This is a genomic window from Brevundimonas sp. NIBR11, assembly GCF_027912535.1.
In the GTDB taxonomy this organism is placed as follows: Bacteria; Pseudomonadota; Alphaproteobacteria; order Caulobacterales; family Caulobacteraceae; genus Brevundimonas.
Genome location: NZ_CP115465.1, coordinates 67,378 through 89,985, shown reverse-complemented (window position 1 = coordinate 89,985; position 22,608 = coordinate 67,378). Strand labels below are relative to the sequence as shown.

Genomic DNA, 22,608 nt, shown 5'->3' with positions numbered 1-22,608 from the left:
GAGCCGACTTCAGCGAGACCAGCGCTCTGCGGCGAGTGCGGCGACGACCCGATCCAGCGCGCGGGCGAAGCGGTCGTGATCCGCAGACGGCTCCAGCGTCTCTTCATTCAGATAAAGCGCCCGGTTCAATTCGACCTGAACGGCCTGATACCCCTCGTCGGGTCGGCCCCACCGTTCGGTGGAAAAGCCGCCCGCATAGGGGGCGTTCAGACCGACGCGCCAGCCCTGGGCCTCGAACAGGGCGCGTAGCCGCCGCATCGTCGCCCCCCGGCAGGAAGATCCGTGCCGATCACCCAGGATGATATCGACGCCGCGCCGACCCTTTCCGGCCGCGACGGCCCGCGACGGCATCGAGTGCCAGTCGATCAGCAGGGCCGCCCCATGCCGGTCACGCGCCGCCTGCATCAGATCGCCGAGAGCGGCGTGATAGGGAGCATGCACCCGCGCCAGCCGTGCGTCCGCCTCGTCCCGCGACAGCCGCCGGTCGTACAGAGGACTGCCGTCCCCGGCCTTGCGCGGGATGACGCCGAAGCCGGCCGAGACCTTGGCCGTCGGCGTCGTCTCCATCTCGCCTTCGACCAGCAGCGGATCCAGTTCGCCCGGCGACCGGTTCAGATCCACATAGGCCCGGGAGATCAGTCCGGCGATGACCGGCACGCCCCGCGCCGGACCGCCGGCGACCAGCCGGTCCACCCCGACGTCCTCCGCGCTGCGCAGGGCCGAAAGACTGAGGCCCGCGGCCTCGCCCATATCGGCGGGGCGCGCCACGCCCGAATGCGGCGAGGCGAAGACGATGGCCCCCGCCACCCCGCGCGCCGGGGTCACGGCGAAGGCGGTCAGGGGATCCGGGACGGACAGGCTGGCGTCGAACGGCGGCGTCATTCGTCCCGCATAAGGGTTTTCCACCGTCTCGTCCCCGGCGGCGCTGCACCTGAGGCGGGAATTTCATCGCCGGTTTACCGTTCCGGCACTAGGCTTGGCGCTCGAAACGGGGGGACTTCCACGCATGGCGCGCATTCTGCTGGCCGAGGACGATGCATCTCTGCGAGGCTTCCTGACCCGGGCGCTGGAGCGCGCCGGCCACCAGGTTATCGACTGCGAGAACGGCGACGACGCCATCGACGCCCTGGAACACGGCCCCTACGACCTTCTTCTGACCGACATCGTCATGCCCGGAGCCGACGGCATCGAGGTGGCGCGCGTCGCCGCCGCCCGCCAGCCTGGCCTGCGCATCATGTTCATCACCGGCTTCGCGGCCGTCGCCCTGTCGGCGGCCCAGGCCAGCCCCCAGGCCAAGGTCCTGTCGAAGCCCGTCCACCTGCGCGACCTGGTCAGCGAAGTCGAGAAGATGTGCGCGGCCGCCTAGACGGCTGATCGACCGACGTTTCGGGGAAAACACCCTTGCGGCCTCTGCGGAGGCTGGGTATAGACCCCTCCTTCCCGTTCCGGAGCCATCCGGAACCGTCTTGGCGGATGCGTAGCTCAGCGGGAGAGCACTTCGTTGACATCGAAGGGGTCACAGGTTCAATCCCTGTCGCGTCCACCATTCCTCCTCCAAGCCATTATTGATTGTCAGGCGCTGATCGGTTCTCGGTCGGCAAACCTGCGGGACCTCCCGTCCCTGGCCTGGCGGAGCCTGAGCCCTCTCTATGACGGCCTCGGGGCTGACGGTCCCTGACCCTGTCGGCGTTTTAACGCAACCGCGGAGGCTCTCCCGGCTTCCACAGTCATGTTCTCCAAGCGCGAAATCTTCTGGGTGGCCATGATGGTCGTCGCGGCGGCGGCGATGATCGGGTTGACTGCCGGGCATTGGGCTCAATGACCATCGCTAAGGCAAAGGTCAGCCTGGGTTCAGGCTGCGCCGGATAGAACGACGGCAACGGGAAACCGCGAGAACCAGGTCGGCCCGGCGCCTTTGCGCCAACCATGGAGGCCGCGCCGGAGATGTGACGCCTCCGAGCCGGAAGACCGCCCCACATCTCTACCGACCGACTCTCGTCTAGGTTGATCGACACAACCATTCATCGTTTGGAGATGAATCTATCGGACATTCATCTCATGAGGAGCTGGGCTTCATCGACGGGCGCTAGACGCCAGGGCTCCGCCGCTATCGAGTTCGCGCTCGTGGGGCCGCTGCTGATCCTGATGCTGGTCGGGATGGTGGTGTACGGCGGCTGGATGTGGCTGGCGCAGAGCGTGCAGACCCTGGCGACCGAAAGCGCGCGGGCGGCGGTCGGAGGGCTCGACGCGGCGGAGCGGGTCAGCCTGGCCAAGGCCTTCGTGGCGGCGGAGGCCGAGGAGGGCGCGGGGCTGGCGCGCGATCATCTGACGGTCACGGTCGACAGCGATGCGGCGGCGATCCGCGTCCACATCGCCTTCGACGCCCGCGACCACTGGGTCATGACCATGGCCGGCCTGTTGCCCGCCCCGCCCTCCGTCATCGAGCGGACGGCCATCGTGCGGACCGGCGGGTATTGAGATGCGCCGGCGCGCGTTCGGCGCCGACGAGCGGGGCGGCGTGGCCATCATGGCGGCCGCGGCGGGCGGATTGTTCTGCGTCCTGGCCGCCATCGTGGTCGATCTCGGGTCGCTGGCGCTGGACGGGCGGACGCTCCAGGGCGCGGCGGATCTGGCCGCCCTGTCCGCCGCCCGCGATCTGGACCGGGCCCAAATGGCGGGTCAGGCGACGGCGCAGGCCAATGTCGAGGACGTGACGACCCAGGTCGTGACCGGCCTCTATATCGCTGACCCCGGACTGGCGCCGGCCGCGCGGTTCTCAGCCACGACAACCCGTCCCAACGCGGCGCGCGTGACCCTGTCGCAGGCCTCTCCCCTGTATTTCGGCCGCTGGATCCTGGGCAAGGACTCGGTCCGGCTGACCCGGACGGCTACGGCGGCGACGGAGGTCGATCCGCCTCGGGCCATGTTCTCGATCGGCTCGCGGCTGGCGGCGCTGGACGGCGGAGTGGCGAACGCCCTGCTGAGCGCGCTGACGGGATCGACCGTCTCCCTGAGTGTCAGCGATTACAACCGACTGGCCGATGCGCGGGTCAATCTGCTGGGCTTTTCCGACGCCCTGGCCACGGAGCTGGGGGTCCATGCCGGCGACTATGACGCCCTGCTGGCCCACGAGGTCGATGCCGGCCGTGCGCTGCGGGTGCTGAAGGATCTGGCCGGGGATCAGGCGGACTCGACCCTGTCGAAACTGACCGGGGCGGCGGCGAACGTCACCTTCAGGGTCGGCGACCTGATCGGGGTGGAGGCTGCGGCCGGCGAAGGCTTGAAGAGCGGGCTGGACGCCTCTGTCCCGGTCATGGATCTGGTCATGGCCATGCTGGAGACGGGCGGCGAGCGTCAGGTGGCGCTCAACCTGGGGGCCAGGACGGGGATCGCCGCGCTGGACGTGTCGCTGGCCATAGGCGAACGGCCTGACAACTCGCCCTGGCTGACCGTCACCGGGACGGGATCGCCCATCGTGCGGACGGCTCAGGCGCGGCTCTATATAAAGTCGAAGACGGCGCAGAAGCTGTCGGGTCTGGCGCAGGTCAATCTGCCGATCCTGATCGAGCTGGCGGCGTCGGAGGCGAAGCTGAACAGCATCACCTGCGATCCCGAGGGGGTGGAGCTGGGCGTCCGGCCGGGCCTCGCCTCGGCGAAGATCGGCGAGATCGACGAGGCGAAGCTCGACGACTTCAAGCATGCCCTGACGCCGACGCCCGCGACCCTGTTGTCGGTGCTCGGTGTCGTCCGACTGACCGGCAAGGCCGATGCGGAGATCGCGGACACAGGGTTTCGACCCGTGCGCTTCAGCGCCCCCGACATCGCCGACCAGAGGATCAAGACGGTCACCTCCGGCAACCTGGCGAGCGGCCTGATCACCACCTTGATCCAGAGGCTCGACGTCACGGTCCAGGCCTTAGGTCTCGGGTTCGGCCTGGGCGGGATCGTCCAGGCGCTGGGCGTTCTGCTGACTCCGCTCGGCCCGGTGCTCGACGGCGCGATCAATCCGCTGTTGGACATGCTCGGTTTGCGGCTGGGTCAGGCCGATGTCCGCGTCCATGGCCTCTCATGCCCGGATGCGCGAGAACAGCGGCCGGTTCTGGTCGGCTGACCTTGAGGCGGCCGGGGAACCGGTCGATACAGCCCCCCATGACCGACACGCCCGCCGCCGACATGACCTATGCCCGCTATCTGGATCTGGACCGGCTGCTGGCCGCCCAGAGCCCGGTGACGGACCAGCATGACGAGATGCTGTTCGTCATCATCCACCAGACCAAGGAGCTGTGGCTCAAGCAGATCCTGCACGAGGTCGCCCTGGCCCAATCGCTGGTTCGCGCCGGAGATCTGGTTCCGGCCTACAAGAGCCTGGCGCGGGTCAGCCGCATCCAGTCGGTCATGACCCAGAGCTGGGACATCCTGGCCACCATGACGCCCGCCGACTATCTGCGTTTCCGCTACGGCCTGGGCTCCTCCTCCGGCTTCCAGAGCGATCAGTTCCGGCGCTTCGAGACCATGCTGGGCCTCAAGGATCCGAAATTCCTGGCCTTCCAGGAAGACCGGCCCGAGGCGCACGCCGCCCTGTCCGAGGCGCTGGCCGCGCCCAGCCTCTATGACGATGCGCTCGCCCAGATGGCCAAGGCCGGCCTGCCCATTCCGGCCGAGGTGCTGAATCGCGACGTGAGCCAGCCCTATGAGCCGTCCGAGGCCGTGGAGGCCGCCTGGCTGGCGGTCTATCGCGACACCGAGCGCTGGTGGCCCTTTTATCAGCTGGCGGAAAAGCTGGTCGATCTGGATGACGCGCTGCTGACGTGGCGGCACAAGCATGTGGTGACGGTGGAGCGGATCATCGGTCGTCGTCGCGGCACCGGCGGCACCGACGGCGTCGGCTACCTGTCCTCCACCCTGGCGCGTCGCTGCTTCCCCGAGCTCTGGTCGCTGCGCACCAAGCTATAGATGCAGAGGTTGAACTGGACGGGCCTCACGCCCGCCCGCTATCAGGGCGACTGACACCGGTTTCCGTCCGCGAGTTTCGCATGCCCCATCCCCTGCGCCTCAACCCCGATCGCCTGTTCCCGTCCGATCCCGCGACGCGGGACGTGGCGCGGCGTCTGTACGCAGAGATCAAGGACCTGCCGATCGTCAGCCCCCACGGCCACACGGATCCGTCCTGGTTCGCGCAGAACCAGAACTGGGCCAACCCGGCCGAGCTCCTGATCACGCCGGACCACTATGTCTTCCGCATGCTGTTCAGCCAGGGCGTGGCGCTGGAGGACCTGGGCGTGCCGCGCGCCGACGGCGGCCCCGTCGAGACCGATCCCCGCAAGATCTGGAGGCTGTTCGCGGAGCGCTATCACCTGTTCCGGGGCACGCCGTCGCGGATGTGGCACGACTGGGTCTATTCCGAAGTCTTCGGCATCGACGTCCGCCTCTCGGCCGAGACCGCCGACCATTACTACGACATCATCGATGCAGCCCTGAAGACCGAGGCCTTCAAGCCCCGCGCCCTGTTCGAGCGCTACAATATCGAGGTCATCGCCACGACCGAGAGCCCGCTCGATCCGCTGGCGCATCACGCCGCGATCAAGGCCTCCGGCTGGTCGGGCAAGGTGGTCACCGCCTATCGCCCCGACCCGGTGCTGGACCCGGACTACGAAGGCTTCCGCGACAATCTGGTGCAGTTCGGCGCGATCACGGGCGAGGACGTCTCGACCTGGGAGGGCTACCTCGCCGCGCACCGGAACCGCCGGGCCTATTTCGCCTCCTACGGCGCGACCTCGACCGACCACGGCCACCCGACCGCCTTCACCGCCAACCTGAGCCAGGCCGACGCCGCCGCCCTCTACCACAAGGTCGCAACCGGCCCGGTCTCGGCCAAGGAGGCCGAGCTGTTCCGGGGCCAGATGCTGACCGAGATGGCGCGGATGAGCGTGGACGACGGCCTGACGATGCAGATCCACCCCGGTTCGTCGCGCAACCACAACCAGGTGGTGTTCGACAGGTTCGGTCGCGACAAGGGCGCCGACATCCCAACGCAGACCAACTACGTCGCCGACCTCAAGCCGCTGCTGGACGCCTTCGGCTCCCACCCCGGCCTGACCATCATCCTCTTCACCCTGGACGAGACCTCCTACAGCCGCGAGCTAGCGCCCCTGGCCGGACACTATCCGGCGCTGCGTCTCGGCCCGCCCTGGTGGTTCCACGACAGCCCGGAGGGCATGCGCCGCTTCCGCGAGCAGATCACCGAGACGGCCGGCTTCTACAACACCGTCGGCTTCAACGACGACACCCGCGCCTTCCTGTCGATCCCGGCCCGTCACGATGTGGCCCGCCGCATGGACTGCGGCTGGCTAGCCCAGCTGGTTGTCGAGCACCGGATCGAGGAGGACGAGGCGCACGAGCTGGCTCGCGCCTTGACCTATGATCTGGTCAAGGCGGCCTACAAGCTGTGACCCGTCTGTCGAACGCCACGCTCGCCGACCTCCCATCGGACGTCGAACGCCCCGGCTACGACCGCGCCGCCGTGAAGACGGGCGTGGTCCATCTGGGCATCGGCGCCTTTCACCGGGCGCATCAGGCGGTGGTGTTCGACGACGCCCTGAGGTCCGGCGACCTGCGCTGGGGCATCCTCGGGGTGTCGCTCCGCTCGCCCGGCGTTCGCGACCAACTGAACGCACAGGACGGCCTCTACTCTGTCGTCGTCCGCGACGGCATCGAAGATCGCACCCGCATCATCGGCGCGGTTCAGGGCGTGCTGGTCGCCCCGGAAGACCCCGCCGTCGTGGTCGCCGCCATGGCTTCCGCCGACGTGCACATCGTCTCCCTGACGGTGACGGAGAAGGGCTATCGCCTCGATCCGGCCTCGGGCGGCCTGCTGACCGCAGACCCCGACGTCGCTGCAGACCTCGCCGACCTGTCGCAGCCCAAGACCGCGCCCGGCTTCCTCGTCGCCGCCCTCGCAGAGCGCCGCCGCACCGGCCTGCCGCCGTTCACCGTGGTGTCGTGCGACAACCTCCCCCACAACGGCGCCCGTGTCCGCTCCGCCGTCCTCGCGATGGCCGAGGCCCACGACCCGGCCCTGGCTGAATGGATCGCCGCCGAGGGCGCCTTCCCCCAGACCATGGTCGACCGCATCGTCCCGGCCACGACGCCCGAAGACATTGCCACGCAAGCCGCCACTCTGGGCGTCCGTGACGAGGGCATGGTCAAGACCGAACCCTTCACCCAGTGGGTGGTCGAAGACACCTTCGCCGGCCCGCGTCCGGACTTCGCCTCGCTCGGCGTCCAGCTGACCGCCGAGGTCCCGCCGTGGGAGGACGCCAAGCTGCGTCTGCTCAACGGCGCCCACTCCTCCATCGCCTATCTGGGCGGTCTGGCGGGCCACGAGTTCGTCCACCAGGTCGTCGCCATCCCCGCCTTCAAGGCCTTCGTCGAACGCCTGTGGGACGAGGCGGAGACGACGCTCGACCCACCGCCGGGCCTCGACATTCCGGCCTACCGCGCCGACCTGATGGCCCGCTTCTCCAACCCGTCGCTGCAACACCGCACGCGCCAGATCGCCATGGACGGCTCGCAGAAGCTGCCCCAGCGCCTGCTCGCCACCATCGCCGCCCGACTGGACGCCGACCAGTCGATCGACGACTTGGCCCTCGGCGTCGCCGGCTGGATCAAATGGCAGGAGGGCGTCACCGAGACCGGCGAACCCTTCACCGTCGACGACCCGATGGCCGCAGCGATCGCCGAGGCCCTGTCAGACGCCGAGACCGCCGAGGCCCGCGTCCGCGCCGTCTCCGCCCTCTCGGGGATCGTCTCGCCCCGGCTGGCGTCCGACCCCCGCTTCATCGAGACGGTCACGCGCCAGCTCGACGCCGTCATGACATCCGGCGTCGCGGCGCATCTGGCCGCGCAGGTCTGACGGAGGGGGATCGGCCATGCTCGCGCCTGTCGCCTCTGAGCGCCTCGCTCAGGCGCCGGCCGTGTTCGACGACATCCATCTCGGCCGCGACGGCGCCGATGTATTCGCCGCCATGGCGCGCGGGACCTGATGATCGCCGTGCCGGAACTGCGCTCAAGCCTCGTGCCCTGACAGGCGCACCAAGCCTCGGGACGCGAGGCCCGTTCGATCATCGATGTCTTGAAAGAGAATGGCGCACCCGGAACGATTCGAACGTCCGACCCTCAGATTCGTAGTCTGATGCTCTATCCAGCTGAGCTACGGGTGCGCACTGGCCTTGCGGCGAGGGCGGGTATCTAGCGGGTCGCCCTCGCGGGCGCAACCCGGTTTTCGAGGAAGTTTGAAACCGGTGCTTGGCGAGGCGGACACAGGGGCTTAGGTCCATCGGATCGCGCTATCGCCCCATGCCTCGGACCGCCATGACGTATTCGCCGTTCCGCCCCCTGATCGTCGCCGTCCTGGCCCTGTCGCTGGCGGGGTGCCAGACCCCCATCGGCGGCGCGACCGGAACAGCGCCGGCCGTCGAGGCTCCCGCGCCCGCCCCGGCACGCGGCCCCTTCGTGGCGGCGGCCAATCCGCTGGCGGTCGAGGCGGGGATGGCGGTCTTGCGACGCGGCGGGTCGGCGGTGGATGCGGCGGTGGCGGTGCAGGCGATGCTCGGTCTGGTCGAGCCCCAGTCGTCGGGCCTCGGCGGCGGGGCCTTCATCATGGTCTATGACGCCGCGACCCAGGCGGTGACCACCTATGACGGGCGCGAGACCGCCCCGGCCGATGCGACGCCCGAACTGTTCTACGAGAACGGCCGCCCCCTGCCCTTCATGGACGCGGTCCTCAGCGGCCGGTCCACGGGCGCGCCGGGCGCGGTGGCGGCCCTGGCGATGGCGCAGGAGGCCCATGGGACGCTGGAATGGTCCAGCCTGTTCGGCGACGCCGAGCGGCTGGCCCGCGAGGGCTTCGTCGTCAGCCCCCGTCTGGCCGGCTTCATCGCAGGGCAGGGTCAGGCTCGCACGCGCTGGGCGACCGAATATTTCACCAAGCCCGACGGGACCCGCTACGTCGCCGGCGACACCCTGAGGAACCCCGCCTACGCCCAGACGGTGGCCACGATCGCGCGGGACGGCATCCAGGCCCTGCGCACCGGCCCGATCGCCCAGGCCATCGTCGACACGGTCCACGCCGAGCCGCGCCCCGGCACGCTGAGCGCCGCCGATCTGGCCGCCTATCGCCCCGTCGTCCGCGACGCCCTCTGCCGGCCGTTCCGCGTCTATGTCGTCTGCATCCCGCCGCCGCCGTCCAGCGGGGTGGCCCTGCTGCAGCTTCTGGCCATGGCCGAGACCCCGACCGCCGCCCCCGTCCTGGCCGAGGGCGAAACCAGCGCCGACGCCTGGACCATGTTCGCCCAGCTGCAGCGGCTGATGTACGCCGACCGCGACCGCTATGTCGCCGACCCGGCCTTCGTCGGCGTGCCGGTCGCCGGCCTGCTGGACCCCGATTATGTGGCCCAGCGCGCGGCCCTGGCTCCCGGCCTGACCGGCGCGGCGACGGCCGGGACGCCTCCGGGCGGGATCTTCCGTGCGCCCGACGCCACGACCGAGCCCGCCGGCACCTCGCACATGGTCGTGGTCGACGCAGCCGGGAACGCGGTTTCCATGACCACGACGGTGGAGAGCATCTTCGGGTCGGGCCGGATGGCGGCGGGCTTCTTCCTCAACAACCAGCTGACCGACTTCTCCTTCTCGCCGACTACGCCGGAGGGGGCGCCGGTCGCCAACGCCGTGGCGGCGGGCAAGCGGCCGCGCTCGTCGATGTCGCCGGTCATCATTCTGAATCATCAGGGGCGTCTCGTCGGCGCCCTGGGCTCGCCCGGCGGGCCGTCGATCCTGGCCTATAATGCCAAGGCCCTGATCGGAAGCCTGGTCTGGGGCCTGCCGATGCAGGCGGCCTTCGACCTGCCCAATCTGGTCGCCAAGGGACCGGGCTTCGGCGCCGACACGTCGCGCTTCGGCCCGACCCTGACCGAACAGCTGGCCCAGCGGGGCATCCGGCTGGAGCCCAACGCCTCGGAGACCTCAGGCCTGCACGGCGCGATCTGGCGTGGCGACCACTGGGATGGCGGCGCCGACGACCGTCGCGAGGGCGTGGCCCGCACGGAGTAGTTAAAGAGGGGCACGATCCAGACCATCGTGCTCGCCTTCAATCTCCATCTTCTACCAGCCGAAACTACCCCGGCAGGCGCAGCTCGAACGTCGTGCCGGTCGGCCCCGTCTCGACCAGCCGCAGCTCGCCGCCATGGGCCGCCGCCAGTTCGCGCGAGATGGTCAGGCCCAGACCCGTGCCCTCGGCCGACCCGCCCGAGACGAAGGGTTCGAACAGCTTGCCCGACAGGCGCGGCGGGATTCCCGGGCCGTCGTCCACGATGCGCACGACCGACCAGCCGGGTTCGCTGGCGCCCTCGACCAGGATGGAGCCCAGCGGCCCCTTCTTTCTCGCCGCCCGCCCGGCGTCGCCCTCGATCGCCTGACGGGCGTTGCGCATCAGGTTGACCAGGATGCGGTGCAGCTGGTCGGCATCCGCCTGGACCGCGAACCGGGCCGGTAGGGCCTTCACCAGACGCACGCCGTGGCTCTCCAGCCCCGCATCCTCGGCCGCCGAGGTGACGGCGGGGGCCAGCGACACCCGATCCAGCACCGGCGCCGGCTCCTCCGACTTGCCGTAGTCGAGCACATTGCGGGTCAGGGCGGCGGCCCGTCCCAACGCCCGTTCCAGACGCGGCAGGGCCTTGGCCACCTGGGGGTCGGCGGAATCGGCCAGACGCTCGGACGCGATCTGGGCCGAGGTCAGCATGTTGCGAAGGTCGTGGTTGATCTTGGCCACCGCCTCGCCCAGCGCTACGAGGCGGGAGCGGGAGCGCAGGGCCTGACGCACCTCCTCCTGCATGACGGCCAGTTCGCGCTCGACCCGACCGATCTCGTCATGTCGGTCCGAGGGGGTGGGGGCGACCGTCTGCGGATCGGCGGCGAAGCCTTCGATGGAACGGGTCACCCGGCGCAGCGGCTGGATCACCAGGAAGGAGAGGCCGGCATAGAGAAGCCCGCCCGCCACCACCGAGATCAGGATCGACACCAGAAGACTGTTCAGCAGGAAGGCGCGGAGTTCGATCTTCAGCGGCTGGGCCGGCGCCACCACGTCGATGAAGTCGCCGGAGCGATAGCGGGGCGCCGCCCGCGCCCGGATCGAGCGGTCCTCGGGTCCGAACAGGGTGCGGATGGGGTCGAGCAGCCGCGCCCCCAGACTGCGACGCCGCAGGTCGATGAAGTCGGGCGTCCGGGCCAGGTTCGGGGCCTGCAACAGCTGGCGCATGACGCCCTGGTCGCTGATCGCCACGGCCGAGACGCCGCCGATGCGCAGCAGCTGTTCGGCCGTCTGATCGTCAACTGCGCTGTAGGGCAGAGCCTCGACCCCGACGGAAGCCAGCTCCGCCGCCTGCAGCCGGTCCATCAGCCAGCGCTCGTGGAAGCTCGCCGCGTTCGGCCCCAGGATTAGGGCCTGCACGGCCAGGGTGAACAGGACAGTCAGCAGCAACAGGCGTGACGACAGGCCGTCTGGCCCGTGCGGCATGAACCGCTCGCGCCAGTCCCCGGGCAAACGCGCCTTGAGCCGGTCCAGAAGACCGCTCACGGCGTGGCGGCTCCCGGCAGGCGTTTCTGGACGGCCTTGAGCACCAGGGGCAGAACGACGGCCAGCACGAACACTCCCGCCATCGGGGCCCAGAACTGGCCGAACAGGGCCTGGATGTCGGGATCGGGGTTTTCGGCCAGCAGCTGGTTCAACCGCGCGCCGATCCAGCAATAGATGATGTGGGCGGGCAGCAGGCCGACCACCGTGGCGATCGTGTAGGGCAAGAGCCGCACCGACATGATCCCCGCGGCGATGTTGATCATGTGGAAGGGCACCACCACCGCCAGCCGCGAGGCCAGCACATACCAGAACGTGTCCTTGTCGATGGCCGCACAGACCTTCTTCAGCATCCCCTGATCGCGCTCGGCCTTGTCGCGCAAATCCCGACCCAGGGCGGAACGCGCCACCGCATAGACGATCAGGGCGCCCGACGTGGCGGCGATGGAGGTCGACACCCCGCCGACCCAGGGCCCGAAGAGGTATCCGGCCGTGATGGTGACGAAGAAGACGCCCGGCACCACGCTGGCCGTGGCGATGGCGAAGATCGACATCAGGATCAGCAGGGCCAGGACATAGTGCTCGGCGGCGTAGGCCCGCAGTTCGCCCCCATGCAGACGCAGGGTCTCGAGCGACAGATATCGGTTCCAGCCCATGCCGAAGATCAGCGCGATGACGCACGCCAGGACCACCAGGGGCAGAAACCGTTTTACGCGATCCATAGTCTTCCCAACGCTCCCGGCCGTTCGAAGCTGCCGGAGAGCGTTCCCCGGCGTTGACAGCCGAAGCCTCGCCCCTTATACGCCCGCCCTTCCCGCAGAGGACAGTTCGTCCCCCGCGCAACCCTTTAACTCTGGAGCCGACCGTGAAGCGGACCTATCAGCCGTCGCGACTCGTGCGCAAGCGCCGTCACGGCTTCCGTTCGCGGATGGCCACCAAGAACGGTCAGAAGATCGTCGCCCGCCGCCGCGCCAAGGGCCGCAAGAAGCTGACCGCCTAAGCGGTCGGCTCCCCTCTCCCGGAGGGGATCGATGACGATTGCCTGCACAATCCATCGCCTGACGTCGCGGCCCCAGTTTCTGGCGGCCGCGAAAGGCGTTTCTCAGGCCCGCGGCGCCGTGGTCGTCCAGCGACTGGACCGAGCCGATGGGGATGCGACGATGCGGATCGGCTTCACCGCGACCCGCAAGGTCGGCGGGGCCGTGGTGCGCAACCGCTGCAAGCGCCGCCTGCGCGAGGCCGCTCGCGCCATGGTCGGCCAGTACGGCGTCCCCGGCAGCGACTATGTCTTCATCGCCCGACAGGGCACGGCCGACCGTCCCTGGGACCGTCTGCTTGACGATGTGAAATCGGCCCTTACAAGGCTCGCGACCCCCGCCGACGGCTCGAAATCCGCCCGGCCGGCCTCTATTTCCCCCGATACGACGTCTCAGGACCGCTGACCCGAATGAAGAACGAGAACACCCGGAATATGGTGATCTTCGCCGTGGCCACGGCGGCGATCCTGATCCTGTACCAGATCTTCGTCATGGGCCCGCAGATGGAGCGCCGCAAGGCCGCCCAGGAAGCCGCCGCGGCCGCCGCCCCGGCCTCGCCCGACGCCGCCGACCAGGTTCCGGGCTCGTCGCCGGCCTCGTCGGGCGCCATCTTCGTCACGGACCGCACCCAGGCCATGGGCACGGTCGCCCGCGTGCCGGTCCGCACCGATCGCCTGCAGGGCTCGCTGTCGCTTCAGGGCGGCCGCATCGACGACCTGTTCCTGACCACCTATCGCGAGACGCTGGACGCCGACGCGCCGCCGGTCGAGCTGTTCCGACCGCAGGGCATGGAGCACGCCTATTTCGCCCAGTTCGGATGGACGGGCCAGAATATCGCGGGCGGCGTTCCGGGCCCCAACACCATCTGGCGGCTGACGTCCGGATCGACCCTCAGCCCGACCACCCCGATCACCCTGACCTGGGACAACGGGCAGGGCCTGCGCTTCACCCGTGTCGTCGCCATCGACGACCAGTATATGTTCACTGTCACCGACACGGTCGCCAACCTGGGGACCCAGGCCATCACCATCGCCCCCTATGGCCGCATCGAGCGCCAGGGCGTGCCGGCACACCTGGGCAAGACTCAGATCCTGCACGAAGGCGGCATCGGCACTTTCTCCAAGGGCGACGGCTTCGCCACGACCCAGCTCAAGTACGGCGACTGGGCCAAGAACCCGCGCGAGGCGTTCGAATCCACCGGCGGCTGGCTGGGCATCACCGACAAATACTGGATGGCGGCCCTGATCCCGCCCCAGACGGAGACCGTGAAGGCCGAGTTCGTCGTCACCGACGCCGACCGCTACAACATCCACGAGGCCCGCATCCTGGGCGAGGCGCGCACCATCAACCCCGGTCGCCAGATCACCGAGGTCCAGCACCTGTTCGCCGGCGCCAAGCGCAACGAGATCCTCTCGGCCTATGAGAAGTCGTACGACCTGCCGCGCTTCATCTATGCGATCGACTGGGGCTTCCTCTTCTTCCTGACGCGCCCGATCTTCCTCCTGGTCGAGTTCTTCTATGGTCTCGTCGGCAACTTCGGCGTCGCCATCCTGCTGCTGACCCTGACGATCAAGCTCATCATGTTCCCGCTGGCGAACAAGAGCTACGAAAGCCTCTCCAAGATGCGGAAGCTCCAGCCCGCGATGGAGAAGATCAAGGAACAGCATAAGGACGACCCGCAGGCCCAGCAGAAGGCCACGATGGAGCTGTACCAGAAGGAGAAGATCAATCCGCTGGCGGGCTGCCTGCCCATCCTGGTCCAGATCCCGGTCTTCTACGCCCTCTACAAGGTGCTGTACGTCACCATCGAGATGCGGCACGCGCCCTTCTTCGGCTGGATCCGCGACCTGTCGGCGCCCGACCCGACCAACATCTGGAACCTGTTCGGCCTGATCCCGTGGGATCCGTCGTCGGCGCCCCTGGTCGGCGGCCTGATCGGTTCGCACGCCGGCGGCTTCACCCTGGCGCTCAGCGTCCTGGCGATCATATACGGCTTCACCATGTGGCTGCAGCAGGCCATGAACCCGCCTGCGCCCGATCCGGTCCAGCGCCAGATCTTCATGTTCATGCCGATCGTCTTCACCTTCATCATGGCCGGCTTCCCGGCGGGTCTCTTGGTCTACTGGGCGTGGAACAACGTGCTCTCCATCGGCCAGCAGTATTTCATCATGCACCGCTTCAAGGCCGAGAACCCGATCGACACCTTCTTCTCCAAGCTCAAAAAGACGGCGTCTTGACCGAGTTCACGGACGAAGAGATCGAGGCCGCGCGGGTCCTGTTCCAGCGTCAGGCGACCTTCGTCATGGGGGCCGCCAAGCTCGAACAACTGCCCGAGCCGGATCTGCCGGAGATCGCGTTCGCCGGGCGGTCCAATGTCGGCAAGTCCAGCCTGATCAACGGACTGGTCGGCATGCACAAGCTGGCCCGCGCCTCCAACGAGCCGGGCCGGACGCGCGAGGTCAATTTCTTCGACCTGGACGGCAAGATGCGCCTGGTCGACCTGCCGGGCTACGGCTGGGCCAAGGCGTCCAAGTCGACGGTGCGCCAGTTCCAGAACCTGGGTCGCGACTATCTGCGCGGTCGCGTCACTTTGAAGCGTGTCTATCTCCTGATCGACAGCCGTCATGGCCTGAAGTCGGTCGACACCGAGGCGCTGGACGCGCTCGATCTGGCCGCCGTCAGCTACCAGATCGTTCTCACCAAGGCCGACAAGATCAAGGCGCACGAGCGGGTGACGGTGGCCGAACAGACTCTGAAGGCCATCTCCAAACGTCCGGCCGCCTTCCCGGCGGTGGCGGTGACCTCTGCCGAGAAGGGCTATGGCCTGCCGGAACTCCGCGCCGAGATCATGCGGACGACCGGCGCGGAGCTCTAAGGCGCAGGCTTCTCCCTCCCCCTCGGGGGAGGGTGGTCGGAGCCGTAGGCGGAGACCGGGTGGGGGTGGCCGGGCGACAAGGCGGCGATGTGTCCGTGGGGCCTCGCCTTGCCGCCCCCACCCGGCTTCGCTTCGCTCAGCCACCCTCCCCGAACGGGGAGGGAGAAAACCCTCTCTGGCCTCCCCACGCCTGACCCACTAGTTACGATCCATGCCCCCCGCCGACACCCCCGCCGAGGTCTTCAAGCGCGCGCTCGCCCATGCGGCCCGCGCCCTGGCGGAACAGTCGGAACTCGAAGTCGTCTTCGGCTCCGACGGCCCCAAGCTGACGGGCGGCGTCCTGACCCTGCCCCACCCGCCGCGCACGCCCTCCGAGGGCGACAGCGCCACCATCCGGGGCCAGGCCGACCGGCTCGCCCTGCGCCTCGCCAACCACGACCCGGCGATCCACTCCACTCTGCGTCCCGCCGATAGCCGCGCCGCCGAGGTGTTCGAGGCCGTCGAACAGGCCCGGGTCGAGGCCCACGGCTCCACCGCCTTGGCCGGCGTCCGCAACAACATGAACGCGGCCCTCCTGACCCGTCTGGAGAAGATGGGGGCGCTCCGCGTCACCGAGGCCGATCGCGTGCCGGTCGCCGAGGCCGTGGCCCTGCTTTTGCGCGAACGGGTCACCGGCCAGCGCGCGCCCGACGGCGCCGGCGCCATGCTCGACCTCGTCCGCACCGACATCGAGGCCAAGGCCCATGTCCAGCTCGACAGACTGGCCGAGACCGCCGGCGACCAGGCCGCCTTCGGCAAGGCCCTGCGCGACGTGCTTCGCGCCCTGGACCTCGACCCCGGCGATGGGCGCGGCGACGACGCCTCCGACGATCAGGGCGAGGACGAACCCGATCCGCAGGAACCCGAAGCCTCGGAAGATCAGGACGACGAAGAGGACGAGAGCGGCGGCGAAGGCGGCCAGTCGATGGACGGCTCGTCCGAGGACCCGACCTCGGAACAGGACCGCGACGCCCGCCCGGACGGCGCTCCCGCCGAGCGCGACAGTGATGCCGCCGACGACGGCCCGGATGTGGCCGAAGGCGCCCTGCCGAACCGTCAGGAGAACGCCGACGACGGCCGTCAGGTGGACTTCTACAAGGTTTTCACCACCGCCTATGACGAGGTCGTGGATGCGGCGGACCTGTGCGACCCGATGGAGCTGGAGCGCCTCCGCTCCCTGCTGGACCAGCAGCTGACCATCCTGTCCTCGGTCGTCGCCCGCCTGGCCAACAAGCTGCAGCGCCGTCTGATGGCGCAGCAGAACCGTTCGTGGGCCTTCGATCTGGAAGAGGGCGTCCTCGACACCGCCCGCCTGACCCGCGTCATCACCGATCCGACCAGTCCTCTGTCGTTCAAGATGGAAAGCGAAAGCCCCTTCCGGGACACGGTCGTCACCCTTCTGCTCGACAACTCCGGCTCCATGCGCGGCCGCCCGATCATGGTCGCGGCCGTCTGCGCCGACATCCTGGCCCGCACGCTGGAGCGCTGCGGGGTCAAGGTCGAGATCCTGGGCTTCACCACCCGCGCCTGGAAGGGCGGACAGGCGCGCGAGGCCTGGATCACGGCCGGCAAGCCCGCCATGCCCGGCCGCCTGAACGATTTGCGACACATCATCTACAAGGCCGCCGACGCGCCGTGGCGCCGGGCCAAGAAGAACCTCGGCCTGATGATGCGCGAGGGGTTGCTGAAGGAAAACATCGACGGCGAGGCCCTGACCTGGGCCCATGACCGGCTGAAGAACCGGCCCGAGAGCCGCAAGATCCTGATGGTCATCTCCGACGGCTCGCCGGTGGACGACTCGACCCAGTCCGCCAACGCGGCGCTGTATCTCGACAAACACCTGCGCGCCGTGATCGAGCGGATCGAGACCCAGAGCCCGGTCGAACTCATCGCCATCGGCATCGGCCACGACGTGACCCGCTGGTATCGCCGCGCCGTCACCATTGTCGATGTGGAACAGCTGGCCGGGGTGATGATCGAGAAGCTGGCCGAACTGTTCGACGCCGCGCCCAAACAGACGACGCAGAAGGGCGGACGCCGCCTGAAGCGCGCGGCGTGATGCGTCTCGCCCTTCGCGCAGGGCTTTCGCTGGCCCTGGTGGGTCTGGCGGCCTGCGCGGCCGTCGTCACCGCCACGCCCGGCCCCGTCGCCGGTCCCGATCGCGCCGTCCGGATGGAGGCGCGCCACGTCCCGCTCGGCGTCGGCGGCGCGACTCTGGCGCCCGGCGTCTCCTATGCGGGCGGTCTGATCCTGCGCGGGCCGGACCTCCACGGCCTGTCGGATCTGAAGATCGACGCAGACCGCGCCTGGGCGATCAGCGACTTCGGCCATCTGGTCCGCTTCACGATTCGGCTGGACCGCAACGGTCGCCTGACCTCGGCCGACAGCGCCGTCACCCGTCCCCTGACCGGCCTCGACGGCGTCGCCCTGGCCCCCAAGGAGAACGCCGATGCGGAGGGGCTGGCGCTCCTGCCCGACGACCGCGTCCTGGTCAGTTTCGAGCGCGACCACCGCATCTGGTCTTACGGCGCCGGGGCGAACGAAAGGCCGGCCCTCGTCTCCACCCCCCACCACCCGTTCGAGGACAATCAGGGCGTCGAGGGCCTGGCCGCCGCGCCGGACGGGAAATGGCTGGCGCTCGGCGAGTCGGGCGGCGCCTGGCTCTGCGACGCCGACGCCTGCGCGCCCCTGCCCAACGCCCCGAGGGCCCACACCGACGGCTTCCTGACGACCGGCGCGGACGTCGATCCGGCGGGCGGCTGGTTCATCGTCCAGCGCCTGTTCGTCCCGCCCCTGAACATGCAGGCGCGCGTCCGCCACATGGCTCCGGACGGGACGCTGTCGGAGCCGCTGATCCGTCTGCGGCCACCAGCCTCGACCGACAATTTCGAAGGGATCGCGGCGGTTCGCACGCCGTCCGGCGTGCGCCTCTATCTGCTCAGCGACGACAATGACAACGTCTTCCAGAAGACGCTGCTGCTGGCGTTCGACGTCTCTAGACCCGTTCGCTGAGCTTGATCGCCACCCGGCATCCGGTCTTGATCACCGCGCTCAACAGCCGATAGGCCGGCGCCTCCCGACTGCCATGGGCGACGGCGTGGTCGTGATGGTCCAGCTCCTCTTGCCGGAACCTGTCCAGCTCGGCGGCCAGCTCCGGCTCGCGCTCGGCCAGTTCCGCGACCTGGTCGGCGTAGTGTTCCTCGATCACGCTCTCGACCGCCTCGGTGCAGGCATGGGCCGCCTTCTCGCCCATCAGGGCCGTGGCTGCGCCCAGACCCGTCGCCGCCAACGACCACAGCGGCAGCATGACCGTGGGCCGCACTCGGTGCTGGGTGAGCAACGCGTCGAAGCGCGCCTTGTGCACCTCTTCGCCGGCCTTCATCTCGACCATGTCGGCGGCGATCGCGTCCTTGCCGCGCACGCCGCCGAAGACCCTCGCCTGCGCCTCATAGATCTTGACCGCCGCGAACTCCCCGGCGTGATCGACCCGCAGGATCTCGGCCATCCGGGCGCGCATCGCGCCACGGCCGGGCCGAGCGAGCGTCGTGCGGCGGACCTTAGTTTCGGGGGGCACGAGCATCCTTGGGCCTCTTGGCGGCGACCAGGCTGAAGCCGGCCAGGACGGCGGAGATCAGGGCGTTCCATCCGGCCATGGAGAGGCCCAGGAAGCTCCAGGCGACCGCGTCGCACATGGCGACGCGAATGGCCGGGCCGGTGCCCAGCGCCAGCGACGTCAGGCCCTCCAGATCGGCGGGGGCGCCCCCGGCCGAGCACAGGGCCGGCAGCGCCCACCACTTCATCTCGCCCCCGGCGTGGAAGCCGGCGGTGATCGCTCCTGTGGCGAAGACGGCGAACAGCAGGAAGGCGGCGATGCGGGGCGTGCCCCGTCGCGCCTGGCTGATCACGGTCCAGATCGTGGCGACCAGGGAGACGGCGACCGCGCCCCAGAAGACCTCGCGCTGCTTGAGGCAGAGGTTGCAGGGGCTCAGCCCCGCGAACCGTTCGAAGGCATGGGCCGCGCCCAGCATCGCCAGCGAAATGGCCAAGGCGACGACGGTCCACCAACGGGTCAGGAAACGGTAGGCGGTTCTCATGCCCACGTTCTTAGCCGCAGCGCGCGCGTCCGTCGATGGATGGCTAGAGCAGCTTCAGCAACAGGAAGCCGCCGATCAGCAGAACCAGGCCGATCACGAACGAAAGGGCCAGCCGCTTCTCGACGATCTCCAGCATGGAGGGCCCCCAGGTCTTGAGGATCCAGGCTTCCAGGAAGAACCGGCCCGAGCGGGTGATGGCCACGGCCAGGACGAACAGGCCGAGATTGAACTTCGCCAGACCGGCCGCGATGGTCACCAGCTTGAACGGGATCGGCGTCAGGCCCTTGCCGAGGATGACCAGAAAGCCGTTGTCGGCGAACCACGACTGATAGACGCCCATGTCCATGCCATGGCCGAAAATCTCCAGCAGCCGGATCGCCACGGGCTCCAGAAACACCCCGATGGCGTAGCCCAAGAGGCCGCCCAGCAGCGACGCGATCGAACAGACCGCCGCATAGCGATAGGCCCGGTCCGGCCGCGACAGGATCATCGGCGCCAGCATGACGTCCGGCGGAATGGGGAAGAACGACGCCTCGGCGAAGGACACCGCCGCCATGGTCTTCTCGGCATAGGGCTTGCGCGCCTGTTCGAAGACCCAGTCGTAGAGTTTGCGCAGCATGGGATCCCCGAGATCGACGCCCGGGCGTTAGCATCGCTGCGGCATCGCGTCACCTGAGGCGGCCGTCGGCGCCGGGTAAGGAGGCCGCGATGACCCGACCGCCTTCCCGCCATCAGGATGACGTCTCGCACGACCTCGGCCGCCTGCTGCGCCGTCTGGCGGATGACGGGGCCGATCGGGGCCTGACCCTGCACCAGATTCGCGATCGGCTGGACGAGCGGGCTTACGGCCTCCTCATCCTGATCCTGTCGATCCCCTGTCTCGTGCCTGGTCTCTACGGCGTGCCCCAGGTCGTCGGGGTCATCATCATCCTGATCGCGGCTCAGTTGCTGATCGGGCGCGAGGAGCCTTGGCTACCCGGCTGGGTGCTGAACCTGCGCGCCAGGGGCAAATGGCTGAAGGCCATGGCTGAGTTCGCCGAGACCCGTTTGGGCTGGATCGACCGCCTGTCCCGCCCGCGCCTGCTGATGTTCGCGACCGGAGCCGGGGAGCGTATGACCGCCCTGTTCATGATCCTGGCGACCCTGACCATCGTCCTGCCGATGACCAACACCATTCCTTCGATCGCCCTGGCCCTCCTGTCGGTCGGGCTGATCCAGCGCGATGGCCTGTTCGTGCTGGGCGGGGCGGCGGTGACGACGGCCTGGCTGACCCTGCTGGGGGTGCTGGCCTTTGGCCTCCTGATCGGCGCGGAATGGACGTCCCGGCTGGTCTTCGTCTAGGTTCAATCGACACTCAACGAACGAGCCGCTCCCCAGTCCTTATTACTGACGTCACGTTGAGTGTGGGTCGTTCTTTCCCGCGTCAGCGGAATTTAAAACGTCTGACATCCTGCTGAGACAGAGGGTTGGTTCGTCACGGCGGGCACGGCGACAGCACAGCGAACACGGATCGCGTCGTGCCCGCCGTGAACCCGCCGTGATCGCTGTGATGAACCTGGCGCATCACGTCTGCGCGTCATCGGCTTGGCTTGTCGCGGTTGCGCCTCTAGGTTCCGCGCCAATCGACCCGGCCGGACCGGGTCCCGACCCTTGCAGGAGACGCCCCATGGACGACCTGACCACGACCACCCCCGACGCCACCATCCCCGCTCTCGAGAACCCGCTGGGCGTCGACGGCTTCGAGTTCGTCGAGTTCACCGGCCCCGACCCCCAGGCCATGATCAAGCAGATCGAGGTCATGGGCTTCGTCCAGACACACGTGAACCCCAGGAACGGCGTCGTCCGCATGAAGCAGGGCGATATCACCTTCCTGGTCCACACGAAGCCAGAGGGTCACGCCGGCGAGTTCGCCAAGGATCATGGCCCGTCCGCCAACGGCATGGCCTTCCGGGTCGCCGACGCGAAGAAGGCCTATGACGAGGCGGTCGCCCGCGGCGCCCATCCGGCCGATATGCACAACGGCGGCGCGTTGGGCGAGGGCGCCTACGTCCTGCGCGGCATCGGCGGCTCGCTGCTCTACATCATCGACGCCTATGGCGAGACGGGCTCCCTGTACGACAGCTGGGACGAGATCGAGGGCTGGGAAGAGGCCGAGCGCAAGAACAACGTCGGCCTGCACCTGCTCGACCACCTGACCCACAATGTGAAGCGCGGCCAGATGCGCACCTGGTCCGGCTTCTACGGCGACGTCTTCGCCTTCGAGGAGCAGAAGTATTTCGACATCAAGGGCAAGGCGACCGGCCTGTTCTCGCAGGCCATGATCGCGCCCGACCGCGCCATCCGCATCCCCCTGAACGAGAGCCAGGACGACAACTCCCAGATCGAGGAGTTCCTGCGTCGCTACAACGGCGAGGGCATCCAGCACATCGCCCTGGCGACCGACGACATCTTCGCCACGGTCGAGGCCATGCGCGAACGCGGCGTCCAGTTTCAGGACACGATCGAGACCTATTTCGAACTGATCGACAAACGCTTGCCCAACCACGGGCATGACGTGGAGCGCATGCGCAAGAACCGCATCCTGATCGACGGCTCGGACGACGAAGGCCTGCTGCTGCAGATCTTCACCCAGGACACCTTCGGCCCGATCTTCTTCGAGATCATCCAGCGCAAGGGCAACGAAGGCTTCGGCAACGGCAACTTCCAGGCCCTGTTCGATTCCATCGAGCTGGACCAGATCCGTCGCGGCGTCATCAAGGTCGACGCCAATTAAGATCGCACCGCCCTCCTGGCTGCCCTTCCTCGGGCCGGTCGTCGCCGCCGTCGTCGGCGGCCTGATCGGCCAGTGGCTCCAGGCCGGCTTCTGGCCGGTGCTGGCGGGCGCCCTGATCGGCGGCTTCACCCCGATCGTCGCCTATCGCCTCTGGAAATGGTCGC

21 protein-coding genes and 2 tRNA genes are annotated in these 22,608 nt (G+C 68.7%); 16 read left to right on the top strand and 7 right to left on the bottom strand.

The genetic code is table 11. The features are described from left to right. Positions 1-9: 9 nt before the first annotated feature. Positions 10-882, bottom strand: a complete 873-nt coding sequence (locus tag O5O43_RS00435; protein ID WP_271084959.1) for an N-formylglutamate amidohydrolase — start codon at positions 880-882, stop codon at positions 10-12. 124 nt (positions 883-1,006) lie between these two features. Here O5O43_RS00435 and O5O43_RS00430 point away from each other — a divergent pair, with 124 nt between their 5' ends. The 7 genes from O5O43_RS00430 to O5O43_RS00400 all read left to right on the top strand — a co-directional run bounded on the left by O5O43_RS00430 (position 1,007) and on the right by O5O43_RS00400 (position 7,912). Continuing rightward, the gene (locus tag O5O43_RS00430; protein WP_271084958.1) at positions 1,007-1,366 is read left to right on the top strand and encodes a response regulator; all 360 of its coding nucleotides are present in this window, start codon (positions 1,007-1,009) and stop codon (positions 1,364-1,366) included. A gap of 105 nt (positions 1,367-1,471) precedes the next feature. Further along, positions 1,472-1,546, top strand: a tRNA-Val gene (locus O5O43_RS00425). A gap of 488 nt (positions 1,547-2,034) precedes the next feature. After that, positions 2,035-2,478 (top strand): TadE family protein, encoded by a 444-nt coding sequence (locus O5O43_RS00420; RefSeq protein WP_348637146.1) that lies wholly within the window; start codon positions 2,035-2,037, stop codon positions 2,476-2,478. 1 nt (position 2,479) lies between these two features. Then, complete coding sequence (locus O5O43_RS00415; protein WP_271084956.1) at positions 2,480-4,111, top strand: TadG family pilus assembly protein; 1,632 nt, start codon at positions 2,480-2,482, stop codon at positions 4,109-4,111. Then, the gene (locus tag O5O43_RS00410) at positions 4,069-4,953 is read left to right on the top strand and encodes a tryptophan 2,3-dioxygenase (RefSeq protein WP_271084955.1); all 885 of its coding nucleotides are present in this window, start codon (positions 4,069-4,071) and stop codon (positions 4,951-4,953) included. The genes O5O43_RS00415 and O5O43_RS00410 overlap by 43 nt, the downstream gene beginning before the upstream one ends. 80 nt (positions 4,954-5,033) lie before the next feature. After that, positions 5,034-6,449, top strand: coding sequence for a glucuronate isomerase (gene uxaC, locus O5O43_RS00405; protein ID WP_271084954.1), 1,416 nt, complete (start codon positions 5,034-5,036; stop codon positions 6,447-6,449). After that, the gene (locus O5O43_RS00400; RefSeq protein ID WP_271084953.1) at positions 6,446-7,912 is read left to right on the top strand and encodes a mannitol dehydrogenase family protein; all 1,467 of its coding nucleotides are present in this window, start codon (positions 6,446-6,448) and stop codon (positions 7,910-7,912) included. Before uxaC ends, O5O43_RS00400 begins: the two co-directional genes overlap by 4 nt. Positions 7,913-8,142: 230 nt before the next feature. On the opposite strand, the gene O5O43_RS00395 is transcribed toward O5O43_RS00400, so the two are convergent. Then, positions 8,143-8,219 (bottom strand) — tRNA-Arg (locus O5O43_RS00395). 136 nt (positions 8,220-8,355) lie between these two features. Between O5O43_RS00395 and O5O43_RS00390 the strand changes: the two genes are divergently transcribed. Then, positions 8,356-10,107 carry a gamma-glutamyltransferase family protein gene (locus tag O5O43_RS00390; RefSeq protein ID WP_271084952.1) on the top strand — a complete coding sequence of 584 codons (1,752 nt, stop codon included), beginning with the start codon at positions 8,356-8,358 and terminating at the stop codon, positions 10,105-10,107. A 64-nt stretch (positions 10,108-10,171) separates the two neighbouring features. Here the strand turns inward: O5O43_RS00390 and O5O43_RS00385 are convergent, their stop codons facing one another. Together O5O43_RS00385 and O5O43_RS00380 are read right to left on the bottom strand one after the other, a co-directional pair. Next, positions 10,172-11,629 (bottom strand): ATP-binding protein, encoded by a 1,458-nt coding sequence (locus O5O43_RS00385; RefSeq protein ID WP_271084951.1) that lies wholly within the window; start codon positions 11,627-11,629, stop codon positions 10,172-10,174. Continuing rightward, positions 11,626-12,348 carry a TVP38/TMEM64 family protein gene (locus tag O5O43_RS00380; RefSeq protein WP_271084950.1) on the bottom strand — a complete coding sequence of 241 codons (723 nt, stop codon included), beginning with the start codon at positions 12,346-12,348 and terminating at the stop codon, positions 11,626-11,628. The genes O5O43_RS00385 and O5O43_RS00380 overlap by 4 nt, the downstream gene beginning before the upstream one ends. A 143-nt stretch (positions 12,349-12,491) precedes the next feature. Between O5O43_RS00380 and rpmH the strand changes: the two genes are divergently transcribed. The 6 genes from rpmH to O5O43_RS00350 all read left to right on the top strand — a co-directional run bounded on the left by rpmH (position 12,492) and on the right by O5O43_RS00350 (position 18,589). Further along, complete coding sequence (gene rpmH, locus O5O43_RS00375; protein WP_013268133.1) at positions 12,492-12,626, top strand: 50S ribosomal protein L34; 135 nt, start codon at positions 12,492-12,494, stop codon at positions 12,624-12,626. Positions 12,627-12,657: 31 nt separating this feature from the next. Further along, a complete protein-coding gene (gene rnpA, locus O5O43_RS00370) occupies positions 12,658-13,068 on the top strand; it encodes a ribonuclease P protein component (protein ID WP_271084949.1) in 411 nt (136 codons plus the stop codon). A gap of 5 nt (positions 13,069-13,073) precedes the next feature. Then, positions 13,074-14,900: a membrane protein insertase YidC gene (gene yidC, locus O5O43_RS00365; RefSeq protein ID WP_271084948.1), complete on the top strand. Its 1,827-nt coding sequence runs from the start codon at positions 13,074-13,076 to the stop codon at positions 14,898-14,900. Further along, entirely contained in the window at positions 14,897-15,538 is a 642-nt protein-coding gene (yihA, locus tag O5O43_RS00360) for a ribosome biogenesis GTP-binding protein YihA/YsxC (RefSeq protein WP_271084947.1), read from the top strand. The genes yidC and yihA overlap by 4 nt, the downstream gene beginning before the upstream one ends. 211 nt (positions 15,539-15,749) lie before the next feature. Next, complete coding sequence (cobT, locus tag O5O43_RS00355; protein ID WP_271084946.1) at positions 15,750-17,636, top strand: cobaltochelatase subunit CobT; 1,887 nt, start codon at positions 15,750-15,752, stop codon at positions 17,634-17,636. Beyond that, positions 17,636-18,589 carry an esterase-like activity of phytase family protein gene (locus O5O43_RS00350; RefSeq protein ID WP_271084945.1) on the top strand — a complete coding sequence of 318 codons (954 nt, stop codon included), beginning with the start codon at positions 17,636-17,638 and terminating at the stop codon, positions 18,587-18,589. The genes cobT and O5O43_RS00350 overlap by 1 nt, the downstream gene beginning before the upstream one ends. On the opposite strand, the gene O5O43_RS00345 is transcribed toward O5O43_RS00350, so the two are convergent. From O5O43_RS00345 to O5O43_RS00335, 3 genes are read right to left on the bottom strand one after another with little or no spacing between them, the layout of a single operon-like run. Further along, positions 18,573-19,157, bottom strand: coding sequence for a demethoxyubiquinone hydroxylase family protein (locus tag O5O43_RS00345; RefSeq protein ID WP_271084944.1), 585 nt, complete (start codon positions 19,155-19,157; stop codon positions 18,573-18,575). The two genes, O5O43_RS00350 and O5O43_RS00345, sit on opposite strands and share 17 nt — an antisense overlap. Next, on the bottom strand, positions 19,135-19,671 hold the full coding sequence (locus O5O43_RS00340; RefSeq protein ID WP_271084943.1) for a disulfide bond formation protein B: 537 nt from the start codon (positions 19,669-19,671) through the stop codon (positions 19,135-19,137). The genes O5O43_RS00345 and O5O43_RS00340 overlap by 23 nt, the downstream gene beginning before the upstream one ends. A 43-nt stretch (positions 19,672-19,714) precedes the next feature. After that, entirely contained in the window at positions 19,715-20,290 is a 576-nt protein-coding gene (locus O5O43_RS00335) for a YqaA family protein (RefSeq protein ID WP_271084942.1), read from the bottom strand. An 89-nt stretch (positions 20,291-20,379) separates the two neighbouring features. Here O5O43_RS00335 and O5O43_RS00330 point away from each other — a divergent pair, with 89 nt between their 5' ends. Then, entirely contained in the window at positions 20,380-21,012 is a 633-nt protein-coding gene (locus O5O43_RS00330; RefSeq protein WP_271084941.1) for an exopolysaccharide biosynthesis protein, read from the top strand. A gap of 325 nt (positions 21,013-21,337) precedes the next feature. Beyond that, positions 21,338-22,444 carry a 4-hydroxyphenylpyruvate dioxygenase gene (gene hppD, locus O5O43_RS00325; RefSeq protein ID WP_271084940.1) on the top strand — a complete coding sequence of 369 codons (1,107 nt, stop codon included), beginning with the start codon at positions 21,338-21,340 and terminating at the stop codon, positions 22,442-22,444. Positions 22,445-22,608: the final 164 nt, after the last annotated feature.

What these genes read in the sequence shown, in the direction of transcription:
- O5O43_RS00390 (WP_271084952.1), top strand. Translation starts at nt 8,356, where the DNA reads ATGCCTCGGACCGCCATGACGTATTCGCCGTTCCGCCCCCTGATCGTC.
- O5O43_RS00380 (WP_271084950.1), bottom strand. Translation starts at nt 12,348, where the DNA reads ATGGATCGCGTAAAACGGTTTCTGCCCCTGGTGGTCCTGGCGTGCGTC.
- uxaC (WP_271084954.1), top strand. Translation starts at nt 5,034, where the DNA reads ATGCCCCATCCCCTGCGCCTCAACCCCGATCGCCTGTTCCCGTCCGAT.
- yidC (WP_271084948.1), top strand. Translation starts at nt 13,074, where the DNA reads ATGAAGAACGAGAACACCCGGAATATGGTGATCTTCGCCGTGGCCACG.
- O5O43_RS00415 (WP_271084956.1), top strand. Translation starts at nt 2,480, where the DNA reads ATGCGCCGGCGCGCGTTCGGCGCCGACGAGCGGGGCGGCGTGGCCATC.
- O5O43_RS00335 (WP_271084942.1), bottom strand. Translation starts at nt 20,290, where the DNA reads ATGCTGCGCAAACTCTACGACTGGGTCTTCGAACAGGCGCGCAAGCCC.
- O5O43_RS00350 (WP_271084945.1), top strand. Translation starts at nt 17,636, where the DNA reads ATGCGTCTCGCCCTTCGCGCAGGGCTTTCGCTGGCCCTGGTGGGTCTG.
- O5O43_RS00345 (WP_271084944.1), bottom strand. Translation starts at nt 19,157, where the DNA reads ATGCTCGTGCCCCCCGAAACTAAGGTCCGCCGCACGACGCTCGCTCGG.
- rnpA (WP_271084949.1), top strand. Translation starts at nt 12,658, where the DNA reads ATGACGATTGCCTGCACAATCCATCGCCTGACGTCGCGGCCCCAGTTT.
- O5O43_RS00340 (WP_271084943.1), bottom strand. Translation starts at nt 19,671, where the DNA reads ATGAGAACCGCCTACCGTTTCCTGACCCGTTGGTGGACCGTCGTCGCC.
- O5O43_RS00410 (WP_271084955.1), top strand. Translation starts at nt 4,069, where the DNA reads ATGCCCGGATGCGCGAGAACAGCGGCCGGTTCTGGTCGGCTGACCTTG.
- O5O43_RS00430 (WP_271084958.1), top strand. Translation starts at nt 1,007, where the DNA reads ATGGCGCGCATTCTGCTGGCCGAGGACGATGCATCTCTGCGAGGCTTC.
- O5O43_RS00330 (WP_271084941.1), top strand. Translation starts at nt 20,380, where the DNA reads ATGACCCGACCGCCTTCCCGCCATCAGGATGACGTCTCGCACGACCTC.
- O5O43_RS00420 (WP_348637146.1), top strand. Translation starts at nt 2,035, where the DNA reads ATGAATCTATCGGACATTCATCTCATGAGGAGCTGGGCTTCATCGACG.
- cobT (WP_271084946.1), top strand. Translation starts at nt 15,750, where the DNA reads ATGCCCCCCGCCGACACCCCCGCCGAGGTCTTCAAGCGCGCGCTCGCC.
- hppD (WP_271084940.1), top strand. Translation starts at nt 21,338, where the DNA reads ATGGACGACCTGACCACGACCACCCCCGACGCCACCATCCCCGCTCTC.
- O5O43_RS00435 (WP_271084959.1), bottom strand. Translation starts at nt 882, where the DNA reads ATGACGCCGCCGTTCGACGCCAGCCTGTCCGTCCCGGATCCCCTGACC.